Annotated in this window: 24 protein-coding genes; 18 read left to right on the forward strand and 6 right to left on the reverse strand. The window is 62.3% G+C overall.

Features of this window, described 5'->3' with window-relative positions:
• The first annotated feature begins 16 nt into the window (after positions 1 to 16).
• The 10 genes from WOB96_RS08225 to hslU all read left to right on the forward strand — a co-directional run bounded on the left by WOB96_RS08225 (position 17) and on the right by hslU (position 8,107).
• Positions 17 to 355, forward strand: coding sequence for a glycine zipper domain-containing protein (locus tag WOB96_RS08225; RefSeq protein WP_341370812.1), 339 nt, complete (start codon positions 17 to 19; stop codon positions 353 to 355).
• Positions 356 to 442: 87 nt separating this feature from the next.
• On the forward strand, positions 443 to 1,873 hold the full coding sequence (gene argH / locus WOB96_RS08230) for an argininosuccinate lyase (RefSeq protein WP_341370813.1): 1,431 nt from the start codon (positions 443 to 445) through the stop codon (positions 1,871 to 1,873).
• A complete protein-coding gene (lptM, locus tag WOB96_RS08235; RefSeq protein WP_341370814.1) occupies positions 1,873 to 2,142 on the forward strand; it encodes an LPS translocon maturation chaperone LptM in 270 nt (89 codons plus the stop codon). The genes argH and lptM overlap by 1 nt, the downstream gene beginning before the upstream one ends.
• A gap of 12 nt (positions 2,143 to 2,154) precedes the next feature.
• The gene (lysA, locus tag WOB96_RS08240) at positions 2,155 to 3,402 is read left to right on the forward strand and encodes a diaminopimelate decarboxylase (RefSeq protein WP_341370815.1); all 1,248 of its coding nucleotides are present in this window, start codon (positions 2,155 to 2,157) and stop codon (positions 3,400 to 3,402) included.
• Positions 3,403 to 3,428: 26 nt separating this feature from the next.
• A complete protein-coding gene (locus tag WOB96_RS08245) occupies positions 3,429 to 4,031 on the forward strand; it encodes a YbhB/YbcL family Raf kinase inhibitor-like protein (RefSeq protein WP_341370816.1) in 603 nt (200 codons plus the stop codon).
• Between the two features lie 261 nt (positions 4,032 to 4,292).
• Positions 4,293 to 5,222, forward strand: coding sequence for a diaminopimelate epimerase (gene dapF, locus WOB96_RS08250; protein WP_423229729.1), 930 nt, complete (start codon positions 4,293 to 4,295; stop codon positions 5,220 to 5,222).
• Positions 5,149 to 5,325, forward strand: a complete 177-nt coding sequence (locus WOB96_RS08255) for a hypothetical protein (RefSeq protein WP_341370817.1) — start codon at positions 5,149 to 5,151, stop codon at positions 5,323 to 5,325. The genes dapF and WOB96_RS08255 overlap by 74 nt, the downstream gene beginning before the upstream one ends.
• Positions 5,322 to 6,017, forward strand: coding sequence for a DUF484 family protein (locus WOB96_RS08260; RefSeq protein WP_341370818.1), 696 nt, complete (start codon positions 5,322 to 5,324; stop codon positions 6,015 to 6,017). Before WOB96_RS08255 ends, WOB96_RS08260 begins: the two co-directional genes overlap by 4 nt.
• 155 nt (positions 6,018 to 6,172) lie before the next feature.
• A complete protein-coding gene (gene hslV, locus WOB96_RS08265; protein WP_341370819.1) occupies positions 6,173 to 6,721 on the forward strand; it encodes an ATP-dependent protease subunit HslV in 549 nt (182 codons plus the stop codon).
• A 60-nt stretch (positions 6,722 to 6,781) separates the two neighbouring features.
• Positions 6,782 to 8,107, forward strand: a complete 1,326-nt coding sequence (hslU, locus tag WOB96_RS08270; protein ID WP_341370820.1) for an ATP-dependent protease ATPase subunit HslU — start codon at positions 6,782 to 6,784, stop codon at positions 8,105 to 8,107.
• 25 nt (positions 8,108 to 8,132) lie between these two features.
• Here the strand turns inward: hslU and WOB96_RS08275 are convergent, their stop codons facing one another.
• A complete protein-coding gene (locus WOB96_RS08275; protein ID WP_341370821.1) occupies positions 8,133 to 8,576 on the reverse strand; it encodes a phosphatase domain-containing protein in 444 nt (147 codons plus the stop codon).
• 152 nt (positions 8,577 to 8,728) lie between these two features.
• Here WOB96_RS08275 and argB point away from each other — a divergent pair, with 152 nt between their 5' ends.
• From argB to WOB96_RS08290, 3 genes are read left to right on the forward strand one after another with little or no spacing between them, the layout of a single operon-like run.
• Positions 8,729 to 9,622, forward strand: coding sequence for an acetylglutamate kinase (gene argB, locus WOB96_RS08280; RefSeq protein WP_341370822.1), 894 nt, complete (start codon positions 8,729 to 8,731; stop codon positions 9,620 to 9,622).
• Positions 9,623 to 9,661: 39 nt separating this feature from the next.
• Complete coding sequence (locus WOB96_RS08285; protein WP_341370823.1) at positions 9,662 to 9,940, forward strand: hypothetical protein; 279 nt, start codon at positions 9,662 to 9,664, stop codon at positions 9,938 to 9,940.
• A gap of 47 nt (positions 9,941 to 9,987) precedes the next feature.
• Positions 9,988 to 10,629 carry a pyrimidine 5'-nucleotidase gene (locus WOB96_RS08290; RefSeq protein WP_341370824.1) on the forward strand — a complete coding sequence of 214 codons (642 nt, stop codon included), beginning with the start codon at positions 9,988 to 9,990 and terminating at the stop codon, positions 10,627 to 10,629.
• On the opposite strand, the gene WOB96_RS08295 is transcribed toward WOB96_RS08290, so the two are convergent.
• A complete protein-coding gene (locus tag WOB96_RS08295; protein WP_341370825.1) occupies positions 10,605 to 11,531 on the reverse strand; it encodes a M23 family metallopeptidase in 927 nt (308 codons plus the stop codon). The two genes, WOB96_RS08290 and WOB96_RS08295, sit on opposite strands and share 25 nt — an antisense overlap.
• A gap of 320 nt (positions 11,532 to 11,851) precedes the next feature.
• Between WOB96_RS08295 and WOB96_RS08300 the strand changes: the two genes are divergently transcribed.
• The 5 genes from WOB96_RS08300 (at position 11,852) to WOB96_RS08320 (ending at position 17,129) form a co-directional block, all read left to right on the forward strand.
• On the forward strand, positions 11,852 to 12,460 hold the full coding sequence (locus WOB96_RS08300) for a TetR/AcrR family transcriptional regulator (protein ID WP_341370826.1): 609 nt from the start codon (positions 11,852 to 11,854) through the stop codon (positions 12,458 to 12,460).
• On the forward strand, positions 12,457 to 13,608 hold the full coding sequence (locus tag WOB96_RS08305) for an efflux RND transporter periplasmic adaptor subunit (protein ID WP_341370827.1): 1,152 nt from the start codon (positions 12,457 to 12,459) through the stop codon (positions 13,606 to 13,608). Before WOB96_RS08300 ends, WOB96_RS08305 begins: the two co-directional genes overlap by 4 nt.
• Positions 13,605 to 14,810, forward strand: a complete 1,206-nt coding sequence (locus tag WOB96_RS08310) for an ABC transporter permease (RefSeq protein WP_341370828.1) — start codon at positions 13,605 to 13,607, stop codon at positions 14,808 to 14,810. Before WOB96_RS08305 ends, WOB96_RS08310 begins: the two co-directional genes overlap by 4 nt.
• Before the next feature lies 1 nt (position 14,811).
• Complete coding sequence (locus WOB96_RS08315) at positions 14,812 to 15,522, forward strand: ABC transporter ATP-binding protein (protein WP_341370829.1); 711 nt, start codon at positions 14,812 to 14,814, stop codon at positions 15,520 to 15,522.
• A gap of 98 nt (positions 15,523 to 15,620) precedes the next feature.
• Complete coding sequence (locus tag WOB96_RS08320; RefSeq protein WP_341370830.1) at positions 15,621 to 17,129, forward strand: efflux transporter outer membrane subunit; 1,509 nt, start codon at positions 15,621 to 15,623, stop codon at positions 17,127 to 17,129.
• A gap of 213 nt (positions 17,130 to 17,342) precedes the next feature.
• On the opposite strand, the gene rpoH is transcribed toward WOB96_RS08320, so the two are convergent.
• From rpoH to ftsY, 4 genes are all read right to left on the reverse strand, one after another.
• Positions 17,343 to 18,203: an RNA polymerase sigma factor RpoH gene (rpoH, locus tag WOB96_RS08325; protein ID WP_341370831.1), complete on the reverse strand. Its 861-nt coding sequence runs from the start codon at positions 18,201 to 18,203 to the stop codon at positions 17,343 to 17,345.
• A 93-nt stretch (positions 18,204 to 18,296) separates the two neighbouring features.
• Positions 18,297 to 19,199 carry a permease-like cell division protein FtsX gene (ftsX, locus tag WOB96_RS08330; protein ID WP_341370832.1) on the reverse strand — a complete coding sequence of 301 codons (903 nt, stop codon included), beginning with the start codon at positions 19,197 to 19,199 and terminating at the stop codon, positions 18,297 to 18,299.
• Positions 19,190 to 19,864 carry a cell division ATP-binding protein FtsE gene (gene ftsE / locus WOB96_RS08335; RefSeq protein WP_341370833.1) on the reverse strand — a complete coding sequence of 225 codons (675 nt, stop codon included), beginning with the start codon at positions 19,862 to 19,864 and terminating at the stop codon, positions 19,190 to 19,192. The genes ftsX and ftsE overlap by 10 nt, the downstream gene beginning before the upstream one ends.
• Before the next feature lie 6 nt (positions 19,865 to 19,870).
• Entirely contained in the window at positions 19,871 to 21,229 is a 1,359-nt protein-coding gene (gene ftsY, locus WOB96_RS08340; RefSeq protein WP_341370834.1) for a signal recognition particle-docking protein FtsY, read from the reverse strand.
• Positions 21,230 to 21,360 lie beyond the last annotated feature (131 nt).

Below are 21,360 nucleotides of genomic sequence, written 5' to 3' on the forward strand. Positions count from 1 at the left end.
CCAATACGGAGGCATCATGAAGATCTGGCAAGTGGTGGGTATTCTGGGACTGACGGCGCTGACGGGAACGGCCTATGCCGACCATCCGCAACTGGGCACCATCCTGGGCGGCGGCATTGGCGGGGCTGCGGGCGCGGCCATCGGCTCTAATGTGGATGGCCGCAATGGCGCCATCCTGGGCGGTGCGATCGGCGGTGCGGCCGGGGCTGCGGTGGGCAGCTCGGTTGACCAGGGGCGCTATCGCGATAGATATGTACCGACGGGTTACCGCACCTATCGCAATGACTGGCATGACAACGGCCGCCATCGTGGCCACTACAAGCGTAAGCACTACCGTCATCACCACGACGACTGAGCCTTTCACCAACTGCCTGTGCGGCCTTGCTGCACAGGCTGTGTCTTTTCCGGTATAGTTGCACTATTTCTTGTGCAGGATGCAGCAATGACCGGAGACCAGAAATCCTCCCCGACAGCAGGATCAGCCGAAACGTCCAAGCCCTGGACCGGCCGCTTCACGGCACCCACCGATGCCTTCGTCGAAGCTTTCACCGCTTCCATTGATTTTGACAAGCGCCTCTATGCCCAGGATATCCGCGGCTCGATGGCGCATGCCCGCATGCTGGGGCAGGTCGGGGTGCTGAGCCCGCAGGAAGCGGAGCAGATCACGGTGGGCCTGGCGCAGGTGCAGGCTGAAATCGAGGCCGGCCAGATGCGCTTTCAGATGTCCCTGGAAGACATCCACATGCATGTGGAGACGCGCCTGACCGAGCTGATCGGCGATGTCGGCAAGAAACTGCATACCGGGCGTTCCCGTAACGATCAGGTGGCCACCGATGTGCGCCTTTATACCCGCGAGTCCATCGACGCCATTCTGGCGGGCATCGTCCGTCTGGAACAGGCCCTGCTGGGTCTCGCCGAGCGCGAGGCCGATACCATCCTGCCCGGTTTCACCCACCTGCAGGTCGCCCAGCCCGTTACCTTCGGACATCACCTGCTGGCCTACTTCGAGATGCTGCACCGCGATGCCCAGCGCCTTGTCGATACCCGCCGGCGCGTGAACGTGCTGCCGCTCGGGGCCGCGGCGCTGGCCGGCACCACCTTCCCGATTGATCGTGAGTTCGTGGCCCGCGAGCTTGGTTTCGAGGCCGTGGCTGAAAACAGCCTGGATGCCGTGTCCGACCGCGACTTTGCCATCGAGACCGTGTTTGCCCTGTCATTGTTGATGGTGCATCTGTCGCGTTTCGCCGAGGAACTCATCCTCTGGTCCTCGCCGCAGTTTGGCTTCATCGAGTTGTCCGACAGTTTTTGCACCGGTTCGAGCATCATGCCGCAGAAAAAGAATCCGGACGTGCCCGAGCTGGTGCGGGGCAAGAGCGCGCGCGTGATCGGGGCCCTGCAGACCCTGCTGGTACTGATGAAGGGGCAGCCTCTGGCCTACAACAAGGACAATCAGGAAGACAAGGAGCCGCTCTTCGATGCCCTGGACACCGCGCGCGGCAGCCTCAAGGTCTTTGCCGAGATGTTGCCGGAGATGACGGTGCGCCGCGAGAACATGCGCGCGGCGGCCCTCAAGGGCTTTGCCACGGCCACGGATCTGGCGGACTACCTGGTGCGCAAGGGCTTGCCCTTTCGCGCCGCTCACGAGGTGGTGGGCAAGGCGGTGCGCCATGCCATAGAGGCCGGTTGCAACCTTGAAGACCTGCCGCTGGAGACCTTGCGGGGCTTTTCACCGCTGATCGAGGCCGATGTGCAGGACGTGCTCACCTTGGAAGGCTCGGTGAATGCCCGTAATCACATCGGCGGTACGGCTCCCGCCCAGGTGCGCGCCGCCATAGACCGTGCCCGGCAGCGCCTGGCCGGACTGGAGGCCTGATGCGTATCTCTCGCTTTGCGCTGTTTTTACTGGTTCCCCTGAGCCTTGCGGCCTGTGGCAAGAAGGGCGCGCTTTATCTGCCTGATGAGGCGGATCGGCAACAGTCCTCCGACAGCCATCTGATCGGGCCCGTTGCTGCCCCGACCGCCTCGACCCGCAGCGAATCTGGCCCTGCGCCAGAGCTGTCGCCAGGCGCGCCGGCGGATACGCCGCCCCCGACAGCACCGGCAACATCACCGGGCGCCACGCCGTTTTCCAATCCTCCCTGAAGTGATGCTCATATGAATGCATTTTCCTATCGCCAGGGTGTGCTGCACGCCGAGGGCATACCCTTGTCCGCCATCGCCGAGGCCGTGGGCACGCCAGTCTATGTCTATTCCCGGGCGGCTATCGTTGAGCGCTACCGGGCCTTTGCCGATGCGCTCGGCCCCAATGCCCTGGTCTGTTTCGCAGTCAAGGCCAACTCCAATCTGGCGGTGCTGCAGGTATTGGCGGTCCAGGGCGCGGGCTTTGACATCGTTTCCGGGGGCGAACTGGCGCGGGTGCTGCGTGCCGGCGGTGATCCGGGCAAGGTGGTATTCTCCGGCGTGGGCAAGTCCGATGCCGAGATCCGCGCCGCGCTGGAGGCTGGCATCTTCTGCTTCAATGTGGAATCCGAGGCCGAGCTCCTGCGCATCGATGCCATTGCCGGGCAGCTCGGCAAGATCGCGCCGATTGCCCTGCGCGTCAATCCCGATGTCGATCCCAAGACCCATCCCTACATCTCCACCGGGCTTTCGGAAAACAAGTTCGGCATCCCGATTGCGGTGGCGGCCGATGTCTATCGCCGGGCGGCGAGGCTGCCCCATATCGGGATTCGTGGCATTGCCTGTCACATCGGTTCGCAACTGCTCGATCTCTCGCCGATTCGTGATGCCGCGCAGCGCCTGCTGCTCCTGAATCAGACCTTGGCGGGAGAGGGGATCGAAGTCCAACATTTGGACCTCGGTGGCGGGGTGGGAATCCGCTATCGTGATGAAGTGCCACCGAGCCCCGAGGACTATGCCGGGATGGTGCATGCCGCGCTTGGCGACATGCCGCATGCCCGGGTGTTTGAACTGGGGCGCGCGCTGGTAGGAAATGCCGGGCTGCTGTTGACGCGCATCGAGTATCTCAAGCAGGGCGAGGACAGGCACTTCTGTGTCGTGGACGCCGCCATGAATGACCTGATGCGGCCAACGCTTTATGACGCCTATCACGACATTCTGCCCCTGCGGCAGTCTGATGGCGAGCAGCGGCAATACGATGTGGTTGGACCCATTTGCGAAAGCGGCGACTTCCTGGCCAAGGGCCGCAGGCTTCCGGAGCTGGCGGAAGGCGAGTTGCTCGCCGTGATGAGCGCCGGGGCCTACGGCTTTGTCATGAGCAGCAATTACAATACCCGTCCGCGGGTGCCGGAGGTGATGGTGGATGGCGAGCAGTTTCATGTCGTCCGCCGTCGCGAGACCCTGGAGGATCTGTTCGGTCCGGAGGAGATGTTGCCGCGCTGAATCGCTCAATAAAGAGGAGGTGTGGGATGCAGCCAGGCATGGTGCTCGAGAGCATGGCCTTTGTTTACAATGACACGATTCCTTACCGGCATAGCTGCGATGGCGGCGGTGTCATTCCGTCCTTCCGCTGGATTCACGTGCCCCCCCAGACCAAGAGCCTGGTGCTCGTCATGCGCCAGCGCGAGGCGCCCGAGGACCAGCAGGTGCACTGGCTGCTTTACGATCTGCCGGTGATGCCCAACATCATCCACGAAGGCGGCATGCTGCCCGAGGGGGCCAAGGTCGGACGCAACGACTTCGGCGAGATGGCCTACCGGCCGGTCTGCCACACACCCGACCACCACTTGGTGCACTACATCTTCACGCTTTATGCCACTGACCTGCCGACGCTGGGCCTGCCCGAAGGGGCGAGCTGGCATGAAGTCCGGGAAAAGCTGCGCAAGCCCCGCGAAGGCGTCAACAATGCCGAGGCCTACAAGCGCGGCGACAATGAAACGCCGGGACCGGGGCAGGATGCCATGGCCTGGGAATGGCATGAACTCGGGCATGTGATCGGCTATACCCAGCTCATCGGCCGCTACGCCAGGGACATCGAGACCCACGTGCCGGGTGTTGATCGCAGCCTCTGATCCGGGTTGATCTCTGCAGCGAATCTCTACCGGTCTGATGCTGTGTCTGGATCAGCTCTCCCAACCGCCCGGCCGGATTGCCTGCCGGGCAGATCCCTTGATCCTGCCTTCTAGCCCTTCTGGCAGCGAAGGCCTGCCCGGACTATACTTTCATGCACACAGGTTCCTTGGCGCTTCCTGGAAATCTGCCCAAATCCTCCTTCAAGCCAGCCACAAGAGCAGGAACATGGAATACCATCACTCCCTTTGCGAGTACATGCATTGAGCCTGACAGGATTGCGCTTCAGCAAGATGCACGGGCTTGGCAACGATTTCGTCGTCATCGATGGCCTGCGCCAGCAGGTTCGACTCAGCGCGGATGACATCCGCCTGCTGGCCGACCGGCGCTTTGGCGTTGGTTGCGATCAGGTGTTGCTGGTGGAGGCGAGCCAGGATCCGCGGGCGGATTTCCGCTATCGCATCTTCAACGCCGATGGCGGTGAGGTGCAGCAATGCGGCAATGGCGCCCGCTGTTTCGCGCGCTTCGTGCGGGACCAGGGCCTGACCCGCAAGGATGCCATCCCGGTGGAGACGCTGTCGGGCCTGATCACCCTGCATGTTCAACAGGACGGGCAGGTGCGGGTGGACATGGGCGCGCCAATCCTGGAGCCCGCCCGCATTCCGTTTCGCGCGGCCGGGCAGGCCCTGCGCTATCCATTGAAAATCGCAGATCAGCTCATTGAAATCGGCGCGGTGTCGATGGGCAACCCCCACGCGGTTTTGCTGGTCGAAGGAGTAGCGCAGGCGCCCGTGCAATCCTGGGGGCCGATCATCGAGCGCCATGCCGACTTCCCGGAAAGGGTGAATGTCGGATTCATGGAACGCGTCGCCCCGGATCATATTCGTCTGCGGGTCTGGGAGCGCGGCGCCGGTGAAACCCTGGCCTGTGGCACCAATGCCTGCGCGGCCGTGGTGGTAGGCCGGCTCTGGTCCCTGCTGGCCTCCAAGGTGCGTGTCAGTCTGCCCGGTGGAGACCTTCTCATCCGCTGGGAAGGGCCGGGCCAGCCGGTCTGGATGACCGGGCCCGCGGTCACCGTCTTCGAAGGGACATGGCGCACGGATACCGCAAGGAGAATGCATGCGACAGGAAATGCTGACCCGGATTCACGAATTGCTGCAGGTGCCGCAGGGAGAACTCGAATTCCTGAATAAGCTCAGCGACGAGGAGGGCAACATCCTCGCGCAACATCTGGCCCAGGTGAGTCTGCACTGCCGGCCGGAAATATATACCGACAGACATTGGGAGGACGATTGACTTTGCGGGTGGAAGGGGAAGCAGTTGAAGATGCGAAAGTACTGGAATTTCTACAGATCCACCGGGATTTCTTTCAGCAACATCCCGAAGTCCTGCTCGATCTGAACCTGCCCCATGTGGGGCGGGAAGGGGCGGTATCCCTGATCGAACGGCAGGTCGCGCTCCTGCGGGAGCGCAACGCGCAACTGGAAACCCAGTTGCAATCCCTGCTGGAAGTGGCCCGGGAGAATGACCGCCTGAGCGAGCGCATGCACCACTTCGCCCAGGGACTGCTGGAAGCCGATGATCTCGATGCCAGCATCGACGCCATCCTGACCCGGCTGTCGGAAGACTTCCGGGTGGAGTATGTCTCCATGCGTTTGCTCAAGCCAGCGTGGATGAGTGAGCCCACACGTCAGGAATGGCTGGCTCAGGACCAGCTTGCGCCTTTTCTAGACCTCCTGCCGCTGGGACGGCCCAAGGTGGCGGTGATGCTCGATGATGCCAGGAAGGAACTGCTCTTCGGGCGGGCAGCGCAACTGGTCCATTCCCTGGCCATCCTGCCCCTGCATGCCGGTTCTCCCCTGGGAATCATTGCCCTGGGCAGCCGGGATCCGGAACGCTACAGTCCGAAATCCGGTACCCTGGTGCTGGGCCGGCTCGGCGAACTGGCCACGGCGGGCATTGCCAAATGGCTGCGCCAGGCTGCCTGAACGTCAAGTCGCCCCAAGGCGGGGCAGGACACCCTGACGGATCTGCTTTCGGGCATTTCCGGTAACCGGCTTGCCGGCATCCCGGGAATGCCCCTTGGCAGGGCCGCGCAAGCTGTGCCACTATTTTCCTTTTGCGATTGCATCAGGAGACAGCGATGGCCACGGAATGGACGGCACCCCTGCATGGCACCACAATCCTGTCCGTGCGGCGCGGTGGACAGGTGGCGCTGGGCGGCGATGGGCAGGTGAGCCTCGGCAATACGGTGATGAAGGCCAATGCGCGCAAGGTTCGCCGTCTGCACAACGGCAAGGTGCTGGCGGGTTTCGCCGGTGCCACGGCGGATGCCTTCACGCTGTTCGAGCGCTTCGAGGCCAAGCTGGAGCAGTATCGCGGCAATCTGACCCGGGCGGCCGTGGAACTGACCAAGGACTGGCGCACCGATCGCGTGCTGCGCCGCCTGGAGGCCCTGCTGGCGGTGGCGGACCATGAAAGCTCGCTGATCATCACCGGCAATGGCGATGTGCTGGAGCCCGAGCAGGGCATCATCGCCATCGGTTCGGGCGGGCCCTTTGCCCTGTCGGCTGCCCGCGCCCTCTACGAGAACACCGATCTGCCGGCCCGCGCCATCGTCGAGCAGGGCTTGAAAATCGCCGGCGACATCTGCATCTATACCAATCAGAACCATACCATCGAGGAGCTGTGAGTCCGGCAGGGACACCCCTGCGCAATCAGCCATCCTCCCTGTATCACGAGAGACCTCACCATGTCCGAAATGACCCCCCGCGAGATCGTCCAGGAGCTGGACAAATTCATTGTCGGCCAGGCGGAGGCCAAGCGGGCCGTGGCCATCGCGCTGCGCAACCGCTGGCGGCGTTCCCAGGTGGCCCTGGGCCTGCGCGAGGAGATCACGCCCAAGAACATCCTGATGATCGGGCCCACCGGGGTGGGCAAGACCGAGATTGCCCGCCGCTTGGCCAGCCTGGCCCGGGCACCTTTCATCAAGGTCGATGCCACTAAGTTCACCGAAGTGGGTTATGTCGGGCGTGACGTGGAATCCATCATTCGCGATCTGGTGGATCTGGCGATCAACATGACCCGTGGCGAGGAGACCGTGCGGGTGCGCCAGCAGGCCGAGGAGCAGGCCGAGGAGCGGGTGCTCGACATTCTGTTGCCGGGGCCGCGGGATCCCTATGCGCCGCGCCAGGACGAGAGCGGCACCCGCCAGAAATTTCGCAAGATGCTGCGCGAAGGCCAGCTCGACAGCAAGATCATCGAGGTCGAGCTGAGGGCGCCCAAGGTCGGTGTGGAGATCATGGCGCCGCCCGGCATGGAGGAGATGACCAGCCAGTTGCAGGAAATGTTCTCCAACATGGGCCCGCAGCGCACCAAGACGCGCAGCGTCTCCGTGCGGGACGCGCTGAAGCTCCTGGCCGAGGAGGAAGCGGCGAAACTGGTCAACGAGGACGAGATCAAGCAGCGCGCCCTGGAGCGGGTGCAGTCCCACGGCATCGTCTTCATCGATGAAATCGACAAGGTGGCATCAAAGGGTGGCGAATCGCGCGGCCCGGACATCTCGCGCGAGGGCGTGCAGCGCGACCTGCTGCCACTGGTGGAGGGCAGCACGGTCAGCACCAAGCATGGCATGGTCAAGACCGACCACATCCTCTTCATCGCCTCGGGCGCCTTTCATCTCTCCAAGCCCGCCGACCTCATTCCGGAGCTGCAGGGCCGCTTGCCCATCCGGGTGGAGCTCAAGAGCCTGGACGTGGAGGACCTGGTGCGGATTCTCACCGAGCCGGAGGCCGCGCTCACGCGCCAGTACCAGGCCCTGATGGCGACCGAGGGCGTGACGCTCAGCTTCACCGAGGATGGCGTGCGCCGGCTGGCCGAGATCGCCCAGCAGGTGAACGAGCGGGTGGAGAACATCGGCGCGCGCCGCCTGCATACGGTGATGGAGCGTCTGCTGGAAGAAATCTCCTTCGAGGCTTCCGACCAGGCAGGACAGAGCGTGACGGTCGATGCCGAGTACGTCGGCGCGCATCTAGGCAACCTGGTGCAGGATCAGGATCTGTCGCGCTACATTCTTTGAACCGGGGCGGCAGGGGCTGCGGTGCTCAGAAGTTACCGGATGCGCACTGCAGGCACATCAGTCCCTCCTGGCGCCACATCTCCACCACCCGGTCCCGGTCTTCCACCACAAAGGCCACGCGTGACCTGTCCACATGCGCCAGCAGCTCGCGCTTGACCTCGACATCGCTGCGCCGGTCCTGCACCGGCCGCATGTAGAGTTCATGGTATTGCACGCCTTCCCGGGCCAGCCAGGCCTTGGTGACGCCGCGCAGGTTGTCGGGCCGCCCGGTACAGAGAATGATGTGAAAGCCGGCATCGAACAGCGTGTTGCAGAGCTGCACCATGGGCGCGATGGCGGGGTCCTCGGCAATGCCGGAGAAGAAGGCCTTCCAGTTCTTCGGGCGCTTTTCCAGATGATGCAGGCGCGCCGAGACATCGGCCAGGGTGCCGTCGATATCGAAGATGACGATGTCCTGCCTGGTTTGCATGCTTAAATCCCATTCTTGCCAATGTGACAGATGTAGCCGCTGCCGAGGCCCGGGGAAATCCCCCCAAGGCGGGATGACTCTGCAACGGATGCGCCCGCTCATGCGCCATGCTATCTTTTGGGAATTTCGTATTTCCGGAGCCTTTCCCGTTTATGTCCGTCAATGCCAGCGCCCAGCAAAAAGCCGCCATCCTCACCGAGGCCCTGCCTTATATCCAGCGTTTTCGCGGCAAGACCATCGTCATCAAGTATGGCGGCAACGCCATGACTGACGAGCATTTGAAACAGGACTTCGCGCGTGACGTGGTCCTGATGAAGCTGGTGGGCATGAATCCCGTGGTGGTTCACGGCGGTGGCCCGCAGATCGGCGAGACCCTGACGCGCATGGGCGTGACCAGCGAATTCATTGCCGGCATGCGCGTGACCGACGCCCAGACCATGCAGGTGGTCGAAATGGTGCTGGGTGGTCAGGTCAACAAGGAAATCGTCAATCTGATCAATCAGGCGGGCGGCCGGGCGGTGGGGCTGACCGGCAAGGATGCCTGCCTGATCCGGGCGCGCAAGCTGCTGGTGCGCGACAGGGCCAGCGCAAATCCGGACGATCTGGTCGATGTCGGTCAGGTGGGCGAGGTGGAGCGCATCGAGCCCGATCTGATTCATCTGATAGCCGAGCAGGACATGATCCCGGTGATCGCGCCGATTGGCGTCGGGCCTGCGGGCGAGACCTACAACATCAATGCCGATCTGGTGGCCGGCAAGCTGGCCGAGACGCTCAAGGCGGAGAAATTCATCCTGATGACCAACGTTGCCGGATTGCTGGACAAATCAGGCACGCTGATGACCGGACTCAGCCCCGAGCGGGTGGAGGGCCTGATTGCCGACGGTACCATCCATGGCGGCATGCTGCCCAAGATCGCTTGTTGCCTGTCGGCCGTGCAGCACGGGGTCAGGACCGCGCACATCATCGATGGCCGGGTGGAACACGCCCTGCTGCTGGAGGTCTTCACCGACGAGGGTGTGGGCACCCTGATCGGTGGCGAGGCCTGAAGCCCTGGTCGAGCATCTTGTTTTATCCTGGGAGACATCATGCAACTGGAAAGCAGCCTGCGGCAGTACTTCGACAACACCCGTCTGGTCGCTGAACTTTGCGAGCGCGGCGGCTGGCCGGATACCCGCGAACTCCTATTGAACCTTGAGCGGGTGGATGCGCAGGGCGATCATCTGGATGTGGACTGTGAGATCCGCTTCGAGGAGATCCTGATGCTGGGCTGTGGCGGGGTGGGCAAGCGCATCCCGCGCACCGGGTACTTCCACCTGCGGGTGAATGCAGAAAGTGGCGCCGTGGAAGCGGCGCGACTGCGCTGAACCCGCTCCGGCCCCGGCGCACTTCGGCCCGCTCGCGGCGCCTCCCAGTGGGCCGCCAGGTCTATCTTTTCGACCTCGACAACACGCTCTTCAACGCCAACCTGCACGTGTTTCCGCGCATGCACGGGCATATCAATGCCTATATCATGGAGCACCTGGCGCTGGAGGAGCAGGCTGCGGACCGCTTGCGTCACCAATACTGGCGCCGCTACGGTACCACCCTGCATGGCCTGATGGCCCTGCACCAGGTCGATCCGCTGGATTATCTCCATCGGGTGCATCCCGAGGACCTGGTGCTCGAGATCGCGCCCGATGCCCGGCTGCGCGCCATGCTGCTGCATCTACCCGGGCGCAAGTTCGTGTTCACCAACAGCCTGCGGCAGCACGCCGAGCGCGTCCTGCAGCGCCTGGGAGTGGCGGATCTCTTTGAGGACGTGTTCGACGTGGTTGCCGCGGATTACAAGCCCAAGCCGCACCCGGCCGCCTACCGTCGCATACTTCGCCACATCGGTGTGCCGGCCAGGCAATGCATCATGGTCGAGGATACCCTGGCCAATCTCGTCACTGCCAAGCGTCTGGGCATGCGCACGATCTATGTGCATCCGCGCCTGCGGCGCTTCCGCTGCACGGACTGGCACTGCCGCAGCGTTTATGAGATTCGCGCTTATTCGGCGCGCCCGACTGCCTGATCGCTGTCTTGGGCCGGATTGCCGGTGGCGGTGCCGGTATCCGGTGCAAGGGGGTCCACGGGGGCCGTGGCCAGACTGGTGTAATCCGCCTGGATCTTCTCGCCGGCCACGGCCGCAAAGGCACCCCTGGCCGGTGTAAAGAACCTGAAGGGCAGGGAGGTGATCCTGCCGCTCACGTTCTTCTGGATCGAGAAATGCAGGTGCGGGCCATCGGAAAAGCCGCTGGTACCCGCCTCACCGATCTTCATGCCAGCCTCCACGCGCTGGCCCGCCTGCACCGTCACGCTATCCTTCTGGAGGTGGAAGTATTCCGCCCAGGTGCCGTCATCGTGCAGGATGCGCACGTAGTTGGCCTTCTTGCGGAATTCCTCGGACTTGCCGCCATCGCCAAACTGGCTTTCCGTATCGGTGACCACGCCTGCGCGGGCGGCCAGGATGTCGGCGCCGCGCGGCATGGCGATATCCACGGCATAATAGGAATCTGGCGTATTGTGAGTGATCACCGGTCCGCCATGGGCCTGGCTGATGCGATACTGCTTGCCATCGGCGAAGGGCAGACGATACAGCGCCTCAGCGTTCTGTTCGGCGGCGGGATCACCGATCGACCAGTTGTACTGATAGGCGCTGGCGGCGGATGTCTGTTCCGCTGCTGTCGGCAGTACCGTGACTTCCAGCCGGGTATGCGCCGGTATCAGGATCTTCACGGGCTCGGCATGCTCTCCGGCGATACTGCCCAGATGCAGTCTCAGATCAACGGGAAAACGGCCATCATTGACGGCGGCGATGGCGGTGCCCTGAGTGGATTTTTCGGAAGTGACCTTGAAGGGATATTCACTTGCAGAGGCCAGGGACATTGCGGACAGATTGAGTGCGATTGCTGCGATCGCGAAACCGAACTTCATTTCGAAACCTTGCTCCGGATGATTCGGGGAAGACCACCAAGGCGGGATTGCGCTTGTCTTCAAAGGATAAATAGGCAGTAACTGAAAAAAGGCAAGATGAGCATGGGTCAGGCCGGGGCCGGATGAGGCAGCCTGACAATATAGTAAACAGTCCCGGTTCAAGTGGCCAACCGTGTGAAGGACTTTGCGAATCGTGAGTGTCTACGAGGTTCAGGGTATCTCATGACAGTGCTCCTTTAGTTACGTGGGCGTCGCCTCTTGCGCGGGGAGTATATTCAGGTAAGATAGTAATAGTTTACTCACTTTTAGGGGCCGTAACAATGAGCACCCGTGTAAAACATCTACCCGCGGATGAGCGGCGCGCTGTTACCGTTGAGGCGGTGATCGAACTGGCTGCCGAACAGAATCCCAACGACATCACCACCTCCGCCATTGCCAAGCGTATGGGCCTGACCCAGGGCGCGCTGTTTCGTCACTTCCCAAGCAAGGACGCCATCCTGCAGGCAGTCATGGCCTGGGTGGCGGAACGCCTGCTCTCACGGGTTGACAAGGCCGCCCAGTGCGCTGCGTCTCCGATTGCCGCGCTGGAAGCAATCTTCATGACCCATATTGATTTCGTGGCTGAACATCCCGGGGTGCCGCGGATGATGTTTGGCGAATTGCAACGTGCGGGAGAGACTGCCCCCAAGCGCATGGTGCAGACGCTCATCCGCCATTATGGTGAACGTTTGCATCGGCTGATTGAGGAGGGCAAAGCACAAGGGGGACTGAACCCCGAGTTGGATACCGAGGCGGCCGCCACCCTCTTCATCGGTACCATCCAGGGCCTGGTAATGCAATCGCTGTTGGCCGGCGATGTTGCCAACATCCGCCGCGATGCACCGAGGGTCTTTGCCATCTTCCGACGTGGCATCGGGAGCGCACAATGAAACGTTTACCACTGCAAGGTCGCACCCTGGCGCTCTTGGCCGTCATCGTCCCGTTGCTTGCACTCTTCATCTACGTTGGCCTGCGATCCGGCCCGCTGGCACCGGTTTCGGTGACTGTGGTGACAGTCGATTCGCGGGCGGTCACGCCGGCTCTGTTCGGGATCGGCACGGTGGAAGCGCGCTACACCTACAAGATCGGGCCGACGTTTGCCGGGCGCATCAAACGTTTGGAAGTGCATGTGGGCGACCAGGTCAAGGCCGGACAGGTACTGGGTGAAATGGATCCAGTCGATCTCGATGATCGGGTCCGTTCACAGGCATCGGCATTCAAGCGTGCGGAAGCGGCTTTGCGCGAAGCGGAGGCCCGGCAAGCCTATGCGCAAGCCCAGGCGCGCCGCTATGAGCAATTGTTCGCGGTGCGCTCGACTAGCGAGGAAATCGTCACTACCAAGCGGCAGGAGCTGCAGATTGCCGATGCCGCCCTATCCGCTGCCCGGGAAGATATTGCCCGGACACGCTCCGACCGCGAAGCACTGATTGCGCAGAGGAACAATCTGCGCCTGATCGCGCCGGTCGACGGTGTAGTTGCCGTGCGCGATGCCGATCCTGGCACGACCATTATCGCAGGTCAGGCCGTGGTGGAAGTGATCGACCCCAAGAATTTGTGGGTCAATGTGCGCTTCGACCAGATCAGCGCATCCGGACTTGCCGCAGGCTTGCCCGCCCGCATCACCCTGCGCTCGCGCGGCGGCCAGACCTTGAAAGGCCGGGTATTATGGGTGGAGCCGAGGGCGGATGCCATTACCGAGGAGATCCTGGCCAAAGTAGTCTTCGATAGGATTCCTGAGCCCTTGCCGTCCATTGGTGAACTGGCCGAAGCCACGGTTAACTTGCCGGCGCTCCCGGCCGCACCGCTGATCCCCAACGCTGCCGTCCGGCGTGAGGGCGACAAAGTCGGGGCCTGGAAAATCGTGGATGGTGATCTGCGTTTTTTCCCGGTCAAGTTCGGCGCTTCCGACCTCAATGGCTACGTGCAGGTGCGCGAAGGGCTCAGCAATGGGGACCAGGTCGTGACCTATAGCGAAAAGGCACTGACGGCCCGTAGCCGCGTCCATGTAGTCGACCGCATCCCGGGAGTCTCAGAATGATCAGCTTGGCCGGCCGCGACATTCTTCATGCCTGGGGAAAGTTCGTCTTCACCGGCATCGGTCTGGGTCTACTGATTGGCGTCACCCTAGTCATGGCCGGGGTGTATCGGGGCATGGTGGACGACGGCAAGGCGCTGCTCGACAACAGCGGCGCCGACCTTTGGGTCGTGCAAAAGGACACGCTGGGTCCTTACGCGGAATCGTCCAGCCTCAACGATGATGTGTACCGCGCCATCCTCGCCATGCCGGGAGTCGCCCAGGCAGCGAACGTGACCTACCTGACCATGCAGGCACGCAAGGGCGAGAGTGATGTGCGCACCATGGTAGTTGGCATCGTGCCCGGCGGCACGGGCGCGACGCCGGGCTGGCCACCTTATCTCGTCGCTGGGCGCCAGATCACGCGCGGTCACTACGAGGCGGTGGCCGACATCGCCACCGGGTTCAAACTGGGGGATCGCCTCACCGTTCGCCGCAATCATTACACCGTCGTCGGGCTGACACGGCGTATGGTATCGTCCAGTGGCGACCCAATGGTATTCATTCCGCTCAAGGATGCCCAAGAGGCCCAGTTCCTCAAGGACAATGACGCCATCTGGCAAAGCCGCCGTCGTACCGAGGCAAATCCGGCGCTCAACCGGCCAGGTGTGCCCGGCCTGCTGGATGCGGTGATCGCATCACAAAGTACCAACCCGTTTGTCAATGCCGTGCTGGTTACGCTAAAGCCCGGTCATGCGCCCGAAGAGGTGGCCGAATCCATCCGGCGCTGGAAGCGTTTGACGGTCTACACCCGGGCACAGATGGAAGACATCCTCGTCGGCAAGCTGATCGCCACCTCGGCCAAGCAGATCGGCATGTTCCTGGTGATTCTGGCCATCGTCAGCGCGGCCATTGTCGCCTTCATCATCTACACACTGACCATGGACAAGATCCGCGAGATCGCGGTCTTGAAACTCATCGGCACACGCAACCGCACCATCGCCGCGATGATCATGCAGCAGGCGCTCGCCTTGGGCGTGATCGGTTTCGTGGTCGGCAAGATCACAGCCACTTTTTCAGCGCCCCTGTTTCCCAAGTACGTCCTCTTGATGCCGTTCGACTCAATCGCCGGTTTTTTCGCCGTGCTCGTGATCTGCGTGCTGGCCAGCATCGTCGCCATTCGCATGGCACTCAAGGTCGATCCGGCCGAAGCCATTGGAGGGTGATATGAGTGGCAAGGGCATTCGCATCGAAGGTTTGAAAAAACGCTATGGCGAGGGCGACACTGCTGTCGATGCCCTGAAGGGCGTGAACATGCAGGTGGCGCCCGGCGAAGTGGTAGGCCTGATCGGCCCTTCCGGTTCGGGCAAGAGCACCCTGCTCAAATGCCTGGGCGCGGTAATTGATCCGACCGGCGGTCGCATGACGCTGGGCGATGAAGCGATCTACGACAATGGCTGGAGAGTCCGTGATCTGCGCGCCTTGCGACGGGACAAGATTGGTTTCGTATTCCAGGCGCCCTATCTGATTCCGTTTCTCGATGTCACCGACAACGTGGCGCTGCTGCCGATGCTCGCAGGCGTCGCCAATGGGGAGTCGCGCGCGAAGGCACTGGAACTGCTCACGGCGCTGGATGTACAACACCGGGCTCGCGCAATGCCCTCGCAACTCTCCGGTGGCGAGCAGCAACGGGTTGCCATCGCGCGCGGGCTGGTCAATCGTCCGCCGGTGATCCTGGCCGACGAGCCCACCGCGCCGCTGGACTCCGAGCGTGCCATGGCGGTCATCCGCATCCTCAACGACATGGCGAAGAAGTACGAGACCGCGATCATCGTCGTCACCCACGACGAAAAGATTATCCCCACCTTCAAGCGCATCTACCACATCCGTGACGGCGTGACCCATGAAGAGGCTGGTGAAGGGCGAGGTTTTGATTGACTTTGAAAGTAAAGGAGCGGGCACCTTGACGAGCGACAGCATGAATCTGTTCAAGCTGGAGCACCAGAGCTTCCATAAACCGTTTGTGGAGCATTTCCATGTGCAACGCTGAAGTGACGCACAGTCTCGGCGTTCACCGCACGGAGACCGACTACAACTCCGCTCGCGCACTCGCGGCATTGATTCTTGCCGGATTGCTAGCCGGCTGTGCCGCCGGACCCGATTTCAAACGGCCGGTGATCCCAGATGTACCCGGCTACACAGCGGCGCCTTTGCCAGCGCAAACAGCATCCGCACCCACGACCTTGGGAGATGCGCAGCACTTCAGCGCAGGTGCGAGCGTGAATGCGCAGTGGTGGCATGGTCTGGGTTCATCCAAGCTCGATGCGCTGATCGAGCAGGCTTTTCAGGCCAGCCCAACACTGGCTTCTGCCAAGGCCACCTTGCGGCAGGCACAGGAATTCTATGCGGCGCAGGCGGGATCGACGCTTTATCCTCAAGTGGATGCCGGCATCGGCGCCCAGCGTCAACGCCTGAGTCCAAGTATCTTGGGACAGGCCGGCGATGCGCGGGAATTCAGTCTGTACAATGCCAATATCGGCGTGCAGTACCAACTCGACTTGCCCGGAGGCAACCGGCGCGCACTGGAAGCGCTGGCCGCCCGCGCCGAGTATCGGCGCTACGAATTGGAAGGTGCGCGCCTGACCTTGGCGGCGAACATTGTTACCACCGCCATCACCCAGGCCAGGCTCGCGGGGCAAATCCGGGCCACGGAGGCCATCCTCGGCGCTCAGGGCGAACAATTGCACCTCACCCGAGAGCGGGTTCGCCTCGGTCAGGCTGCGCCGGACGACGTGCTGGCCTTGCAAACCCAGGTGGAGCAGACCCGCGCTGGAATTCCCTTGCTGCGCAAGCAACTCCAGCAGAACGAACATCTACTGGCCGTGCTCGCGGGCCGGGCGCCGGGCACTGGAGGCTTGCCTACCTTCACCCTGGAGGGGTTCACCCTTCCGTCTGATCTGCCGCTGGTTCTGCCGTCAGAATTGGTGCGCCGTCGCCCCGATATTCAGGCCGCGGAAGCCCTGTTGCATGCCGCCAACGCGGAATACGGCGTCGCGGTCGCCAAGTTGTACCCACAACTCACTATCAGTGCCAGCCTCGGTTCGCAGGCATTAAGCACGGGCGCATTGTTCGGCAGTGGCTCTGCGGTATGGAGTTTCATCGGGCAGTTGACCCAACCACTTTTCAATCCCGGGCTGCCTGCCGAAAAGCGGGCGTCATTGGCCGCATTCGATGCGGCGGCGGCAAATTACCAAAGCGTCGTGCTCGAAGCCCTACGCAACGTGGCCGACGTGTTGCGGGCACTGGACAATGATGCACAAACACTGGCTGCGCTGACCACCGCCGATAACGCAGCACGGGGCTCGCTGGAATCCATGCAAAGGCAATATGCACTAGGCGCCGCCAGTTATATCCAACTGCTCACCGCACAAGAGCAGGCGCAACAGAATCGAATCAACCTGATTGCGGCCCAGGCACAACGCCTCGTAGATAGTGCCGCTTTGTACCAGGCATTGGGTGGTGGAGGCTGGGACGACGCCAGTTGAAAACTTGAAGAATGGCTTTGTTTGTTGAATCGTCCCGGATTTTGAACTGACACGCAAGAGTTGGATGCAATCTTGGAGGAATTGGTACCGCAAGACCTCTAGCCATCGACCTGGTTGAACATGTTATGCAAGATGCTGAATATCGGGCTGGGCCATGGTGAAATAAAAATCCCCGCACTGGCGCGGGGATCTGGATGCGAGAGTGATCGGCGCTTATGGGCTCTCGGCCAGCGGCCCCAGGAATTGTCGCAGCTTGGCCATGGCCTGTTTTTCCAGCTGACGCACCCGCTCCGCGGAAATGCCCAGTTCGGCACCCAGGGTCTGCAGGGTCTTGGGTTCTTCCTGCAGCCAGCGGTTTTGGATGATCAGGCGGTCACGTTCAGGCAGACTGCTCAGAGCTGCCTGCAGGGATTCACTTTGCTGCTCCTCCCAGTCGCGTTCACTGAGCTGCTCGGCGGGAGAGGCCGTTTCGTCCGCGAGTTCGCTGATGAAGGCATGATGGCTGTCGGCATCGTTGTCGTCCGGGCTTTCCAGCGGCAGGTCGCGGCCATTGAGGCGCGCCTCCATCTCGAAGACTTCCTCGGGCGTCACGCCGAGTTCCGACGCTAGCGCCTTGCTTTCCTGCTCACCGATCCAGCCAAGACTCTGGCGGCTGCTGCGCAGGTTGAAAAACAGCTTGCGCTGCGCCTTGGTGGTGGCAATCTTGACGATGCGCCAGTTGCGCAGGATGTATTCCTGGATCTCGGCCTTGATCCAGTGCACGGCAAATGAGACCAGCCGCACGCCCCGGTCCGGGTCGAATCGCCGCACCGCCTTCATCAGCCCGATATTGCCCTCCTGAATGAGGTCGGGTTCCGGTAGGCCATAGCCCCGGTAGCCCCGGGCGATGCGTACCACGAAGCGCAAATGACTGGCGATGAGCCGGTAGGCGGCATTCAGATCATTGTTGTCGCGCAGTGACCGTCCCAGCTGAGCCTCTTCTTCCGCGCTCAACATGGGCTGGCTGTTTACCGCGCGCAGGTAGCTGCCGAGATCCTCGGCAGACGGCGCTAAGGTGATTGGCATACTGCTCATGGTGTCCTCCGATCCCTGTTTGTATTGTTTTGACTCATGGGACAAAGAAAAGTTTACAAGCTAATTACATACCAAGCAATTGATCGCAAAGCACTACTGTGCCCGTCTCAGATGCCGCTGGGTAGCCAGCAGGGCGCCTGACAAGCCCAGCAGCGCGCCGGCGGCCACGAGCAGGGCGCCTTCCTCGGGCGGCAGATAGCGCAACCGGAAAATCTCGCCATATAGGTTCGCCAGCGCGGTGGTGGGCGCCTGCAACAGCGCGATGCCGATTGCTACCATGCCCCAGGCCAGCAGGCCTGCCAGCGCCCCCTGCACCAGGCCGTGATAGATGAAGGGCAATCGTATGAAACCATTGCTGGCGCCGAGCAGCCGGGATATCGCGATTTCTTCCTGGCGGCTGAGGATGCTCAGGCGGATGGTGTTGCCGATGATCAGCATGACGCCGAGCGCCAGCAGGCCGGCAAACAGCCACACGGCCCGCATCACCAGATCAAGCAGGGCCTGCAGTCTGGCGACCCAGTTGAGATCGTACTGGGCGAGATCCACTCTTGGATCCGCAGACCAGGTTTTTACCAGATTTCGAATCTGGTCTGGACGGTAATAGGTCGGATCGATGCCGACCACCAAAGAGGCTGGCAGGGGATTGCCCTCCAGGGCCTCCAGGGCCTCTGCATAACCCGATATCTGTTGGAATTCCGCCAGCGCCGCCTGTTTGTCGATATAGCGAACCTCGCGAATCCCCGGGCGGCGCCGAAGATCCGCCTGCATCGCCCGGGCCTGATCACTCGTGGTCCAGTCGCGCAGAAACAGGGATACCTGGGCCTGTTCCTCCCAGGCCGAGAAGAGATGCCCGGCATTCTTCACCAGCAGATAGAAGCCGGACGGCAATGCCAGAGCAATCGCCAGCACACTCAGGGTCATGAGGCTGCCAAAGGGCTGGTGGATCAGACGGCGGAAGGCATCCAGCAGGGATCGGAGATGACGCATCAGGCGCATATCCGTTCCCCCTCCAGCCGGAGCTGGCCTGATTGCAGGACGAATATCGGGTAGGTCATCCGCTCGATCAGGGCCAGGTCATGCGTGGCGATCAGCACGGTCACGCCAAGCTGATTGAAGTGGCTGAAAAGATCCATGATCTCGCGGCTCAGGTCCGGGTCCAGGTTGCCGGTGGGCTCGTCGGCAATCAGCAGCTTGGGGTTGTGCACGATGGCACGCGCAATGGCCGCCCGCTGCTGTTCGCCACCCGAGAGCTGCTGCGGGCGGTCCTTGGCCCGGCCTGCCAGGCCGACCTGTTCGAGTGCGGCATGCACCCGCGGGCGGACCCGGGAATGCCGTACGCCAGCCACTTCCAGGGTGAGCGCGACGTTGTCATACACATTGCGGTCCATCAACAGCCGATAATCCTGAAACACGATGCCCATTGTGCGGCGCAGCCGGGGGACCTGGCGCGCCTTTAGCTTGCCGAGGTCCTGTCCGTCCACGAACAGGGAGCCGCCCGTGAGCGTCTCGGCGCGGGTGACCAGCTTGAGCAGTGTGCTCTTGCCGGCGCCGGAGGCCCCGGTCAGAAATGCCATGCCGCCCCTGGGCAGGTGAAAGTCGAGATCCTGCAGCACGGCAGGTCGCCCCGGATAGATCTTGCAGACCTTGTTCGCACGAATCATGAGCAGCTATTTTGTGGCAGGTGGACTGAACAGGGCATCGACGAATGCCTCGGCATCGAAGGGGCGCAGATCCTCGGGCCTTTCGCCCACGCCGATATAGCGGATCGGAATCGGCAGGGTCTTGGCCACGGCGGCAATGACGCCGCCCTTGGCGGTGCCGTCGAGCTTGGTGACGCAGATCCCGGTCAGACCGACGGCCTCGTGGAACTGTTTTGCCTGGTTCAGGGCATTCTGGCCGGTACTCGCGTCGATGACAAGCCAGATTTCCTGCGGCGCCTCGGGATCGAGCTTGCCCAATACCCGCTTGACCTTCTTCAGTTCTTCCATCAGATTAGTCTGGGTATGCAGACGCCCGGCGGTATCCGCGATCAGCAGGTCGGCATTGCGGCTGCGCGCGGCGGCAAAGCCGTCATAGATCACCGAGGCGCTGTCCGCGCCGCTATGCTGAGCAATTACCGGCACCCCCACGCGCTGGCCCCATTGCTGCAGCTGCTCGACCGCCGCGGCGCGGAAGGTATCGCCGGCCGCCAGCACCACCTTGATGTCCTGTGCCTGCCATAGCGCGGCCAGTTTGCCGATGGTGGTGGTCTTGCCGGCGCCGTTGATGCCGACCATCATCAGCACCCTGGTCCCGGCATTGCGGCTGGGCTGCCAGGGCTGGGCGCGCGGGCGCAGGATGTCCAGCAGGGAGTCGCGGATGGCCTGGGTCAGGGCCTGGGGATCGGTAAGGTCCTTGCGCCGCACCCGTTCGGTGACCTTGTCCAGGATTTCCGTGGTGGCCTCAAGGCCGATGTCGGCGCTGAGCAGCAGGGCTTCGAGATCTTCCAGGAGTTCATCGTCGATCTGCTTCTTGCCCAGGGTCAGGCGATCCAGGCCGTTGACGAAGCTTTCGCGGGTGCGGGTGAGCCCAGCCTTCATGCGGGCGAAAAAACCCTGCCTTTCTGCAGCTTCGGCTCCGGATTCTTCGGCGCTGGCTTCAGGCGCCTTGTCCCGGCGGAAGAAGTTGAACACGCCCTTGTCAGGCTCTTGCGGGGCGGAAGCCGGGGCTTCATCCGCAAGCGGGGCGGCAGCCTGCTCGACTGGCGTGCTTTCCGGCCCGGACTCAGGCATTTCTGGCATTTCTGGCGCTTCGACCGGCTGCTGGAAATCGCGATCTTCAAGCGGCGAAACAGGGTCGTCCTGTGGCTGGGGCGGGATCTCCTCAGCAGGCTTCCTGAGCCGGAACATGTCGAAGAATGTCTTTTCCTTGGTGGCGGCACTGTCGGAAGGCGCTTGCCTTATGGCATCATGATCCCCGGCCGGGGACTCGTTACCGGTTTCCGGTTCGGCTTCCTTGCCTTTGTTGCGCTTGAAAAAGTCAAACATTGGGGTTTCCGTGACTCGGTTGTCAGTGTCAGGGGAATTTCCGCTAAATATACCCGGTCAGGGCTTTCTGGTCAGCCCGGCCGCTTCGGTCGTCAAACGGGACCGCCTTTCCGGCTGGTCGGATTTGGAGT

It is taken from the genome of Thermithiobacillus plumbiphilus, from assembly GCF_038070005.1.
In the GTDB taxonomy this organism is placed as follows: domain Bacteria; phylum Pseudomonadota; class Gammaproteobacteria; order Acidithiobacillales; family Thermithiobacillaceae; genus JBBPCO01.

What these genes read in the sequence shown, in the direction of transcription:
- WOB96_RS08225 (WP_341370812.1), top strand. Translation starts at nt 17, where the DNA reads ATGAAGATCTGGCAAGTGGTGGGTATTCTGGGACTGACGGCGCTGACG.
- argH (WP_341370813.1), top strand. Translation starts at nt 443, where the DNA reads ATGACCGGAGACCAGAAATCCTCCCCGACAGCAGGATCAGCCGAAACG.
- lptM (WP_341370814.1), top strand. Translation starts at nt 1,873, where the DNA reads ATGCGTATCTCTCGCTTTGCGCTGTTTTTACTGGTTCCCCTGAGCCTT.
- lysA (WP_341370815.1), top strand. Translation starts at nt 2,155, where the DNA reads ATGAATGCATTTTCCTATCGCCAGGGTGTGCTGCACGCCGAGGGCATA.
- WOB96_RS08245 (WP_341370816.1), top strand. Translation starts at nt 3,429, where the DNA reads ATGCAGCCAGGCATGGTGCTCGAGAGCATGGCCTTTGTTTACAATGAC.
- WOB96_RS08255 (WP_341370817.1), top strand. Translation starts at nt 5,149, where the DNA reads ATGCGACAGGAAATGCTGACCCGGATTCACGAATTGCTGCAGGTGCCG.
- hslV (WP_341370819.1), top strand. Translation starts at nt 6,173, where the DNA reads ATGGCCACGGAATGGACGGCACCCCTGCATGGCACCACAATCCTGTCC.
- hslU (WP_341370820.1), top strand. Translation starts at nt 6,782, where the DNA reads ATGTCCGAAATGACCCCCCGCGAGATCGTCCAGGAGCTGGACAAATTC.
- WOB96_RS08275 (WP_341370821.1), bottom strand. Translation starts at nt 8,576, where the DNA reads ATGCAAACCAGGCAGGACATCGTCATCTTCGATATCGACGGCACCCTG.
- argB (WP_341370822.1), top strand. Translation starts at nt 8,729, where the DNA reads ATGTCCGTCAATGCCAGCGCCCAGCAAAAAGCCGCCATCCTCACCGAG.
- WOB96_RS08285 (WP_341370823.1), top strand. Translation starts at nt 9,662, where the DNA reads ATGCAACTGGAAAGCAGCCTGCGGCAGTACTTCGACAACACCCGTCTG.
- WOB96_RS08295 (WP_341370825.1), bottom strand. Translation starts at nt 11,531, where the DNA reads ATGAAGTTCGGTTTCGCGATCGCAGCAATCGCACTCAATCTGTCCGCA.
- WOB96_RS08300 (WP_341370826.1), top strand. Translation starts at nt 11,852, where the DNA reads ATGAGCACCCGTGTAAAACATCTACCCGCGGATGAGCGGCGCGCTGTT.
- WOB96_RS08305 (WP_341370827.1), top strand. Translation starts at nt 12,457, where the DNA reads ATGAAACGTTTACCACTGCAAGGTCGCACCCTGGCGCTCTTGGCCGTC.
- WOB96_RS08310 (WP_341370828.1), top strand. Translation starts at nt 13,605, where the DNA reads ATGATCAGCTTGGCCGGCCGCGACATTCTTCATGCCTGGGGAAAGTTC.
- WOB96_RS08315 (WP_341370829.1), top strand. Translation starts at nt 14,812, where the DNA reads ATGAGTGGCAAGGGCATTCGCATCGAAGGTTTGAAAAAACGCTATGGC.
- WOB96_RS08320 (WP_341370830.1), top strand. Translation starts at nt 15,621, where the DNA reads ATGTGCAACGCTGAAGTGACGCACAGTCTCGGCGTTCACCGCACGGAG.
- rpoH (WP_341370831.1), bottom strand. Translation starts at nt 18,203, where the DNA reads ATGAGCAGTATGCCAATCACCTTAGCGCCGTCTGCCGAGGATCTCGGC.
- ftsX (WP_341370832.1), bottom strand. Translation starts at nt 19,199, where the DNA reads ATGCGCCTGATGCGTCATCTCCGATCCCTGCTGGATGCCTTCCGCCGT.
- ftsE (WP_341370833.1), bottom strand. Translation starts at nt 19,864, where the DNA reads ATGATTCGTGCGAACAAGGTCTGCAAGATCTATCCGGGGCGACCTGCC.
- ftsY (WP_341370834.1), bottom strand. Translation starts at nt 21,229, where the DNA reads ATGTTTGACTTTTTCAAGCGCAACAAAGGCAAGGAAGCCGAACCGGAA.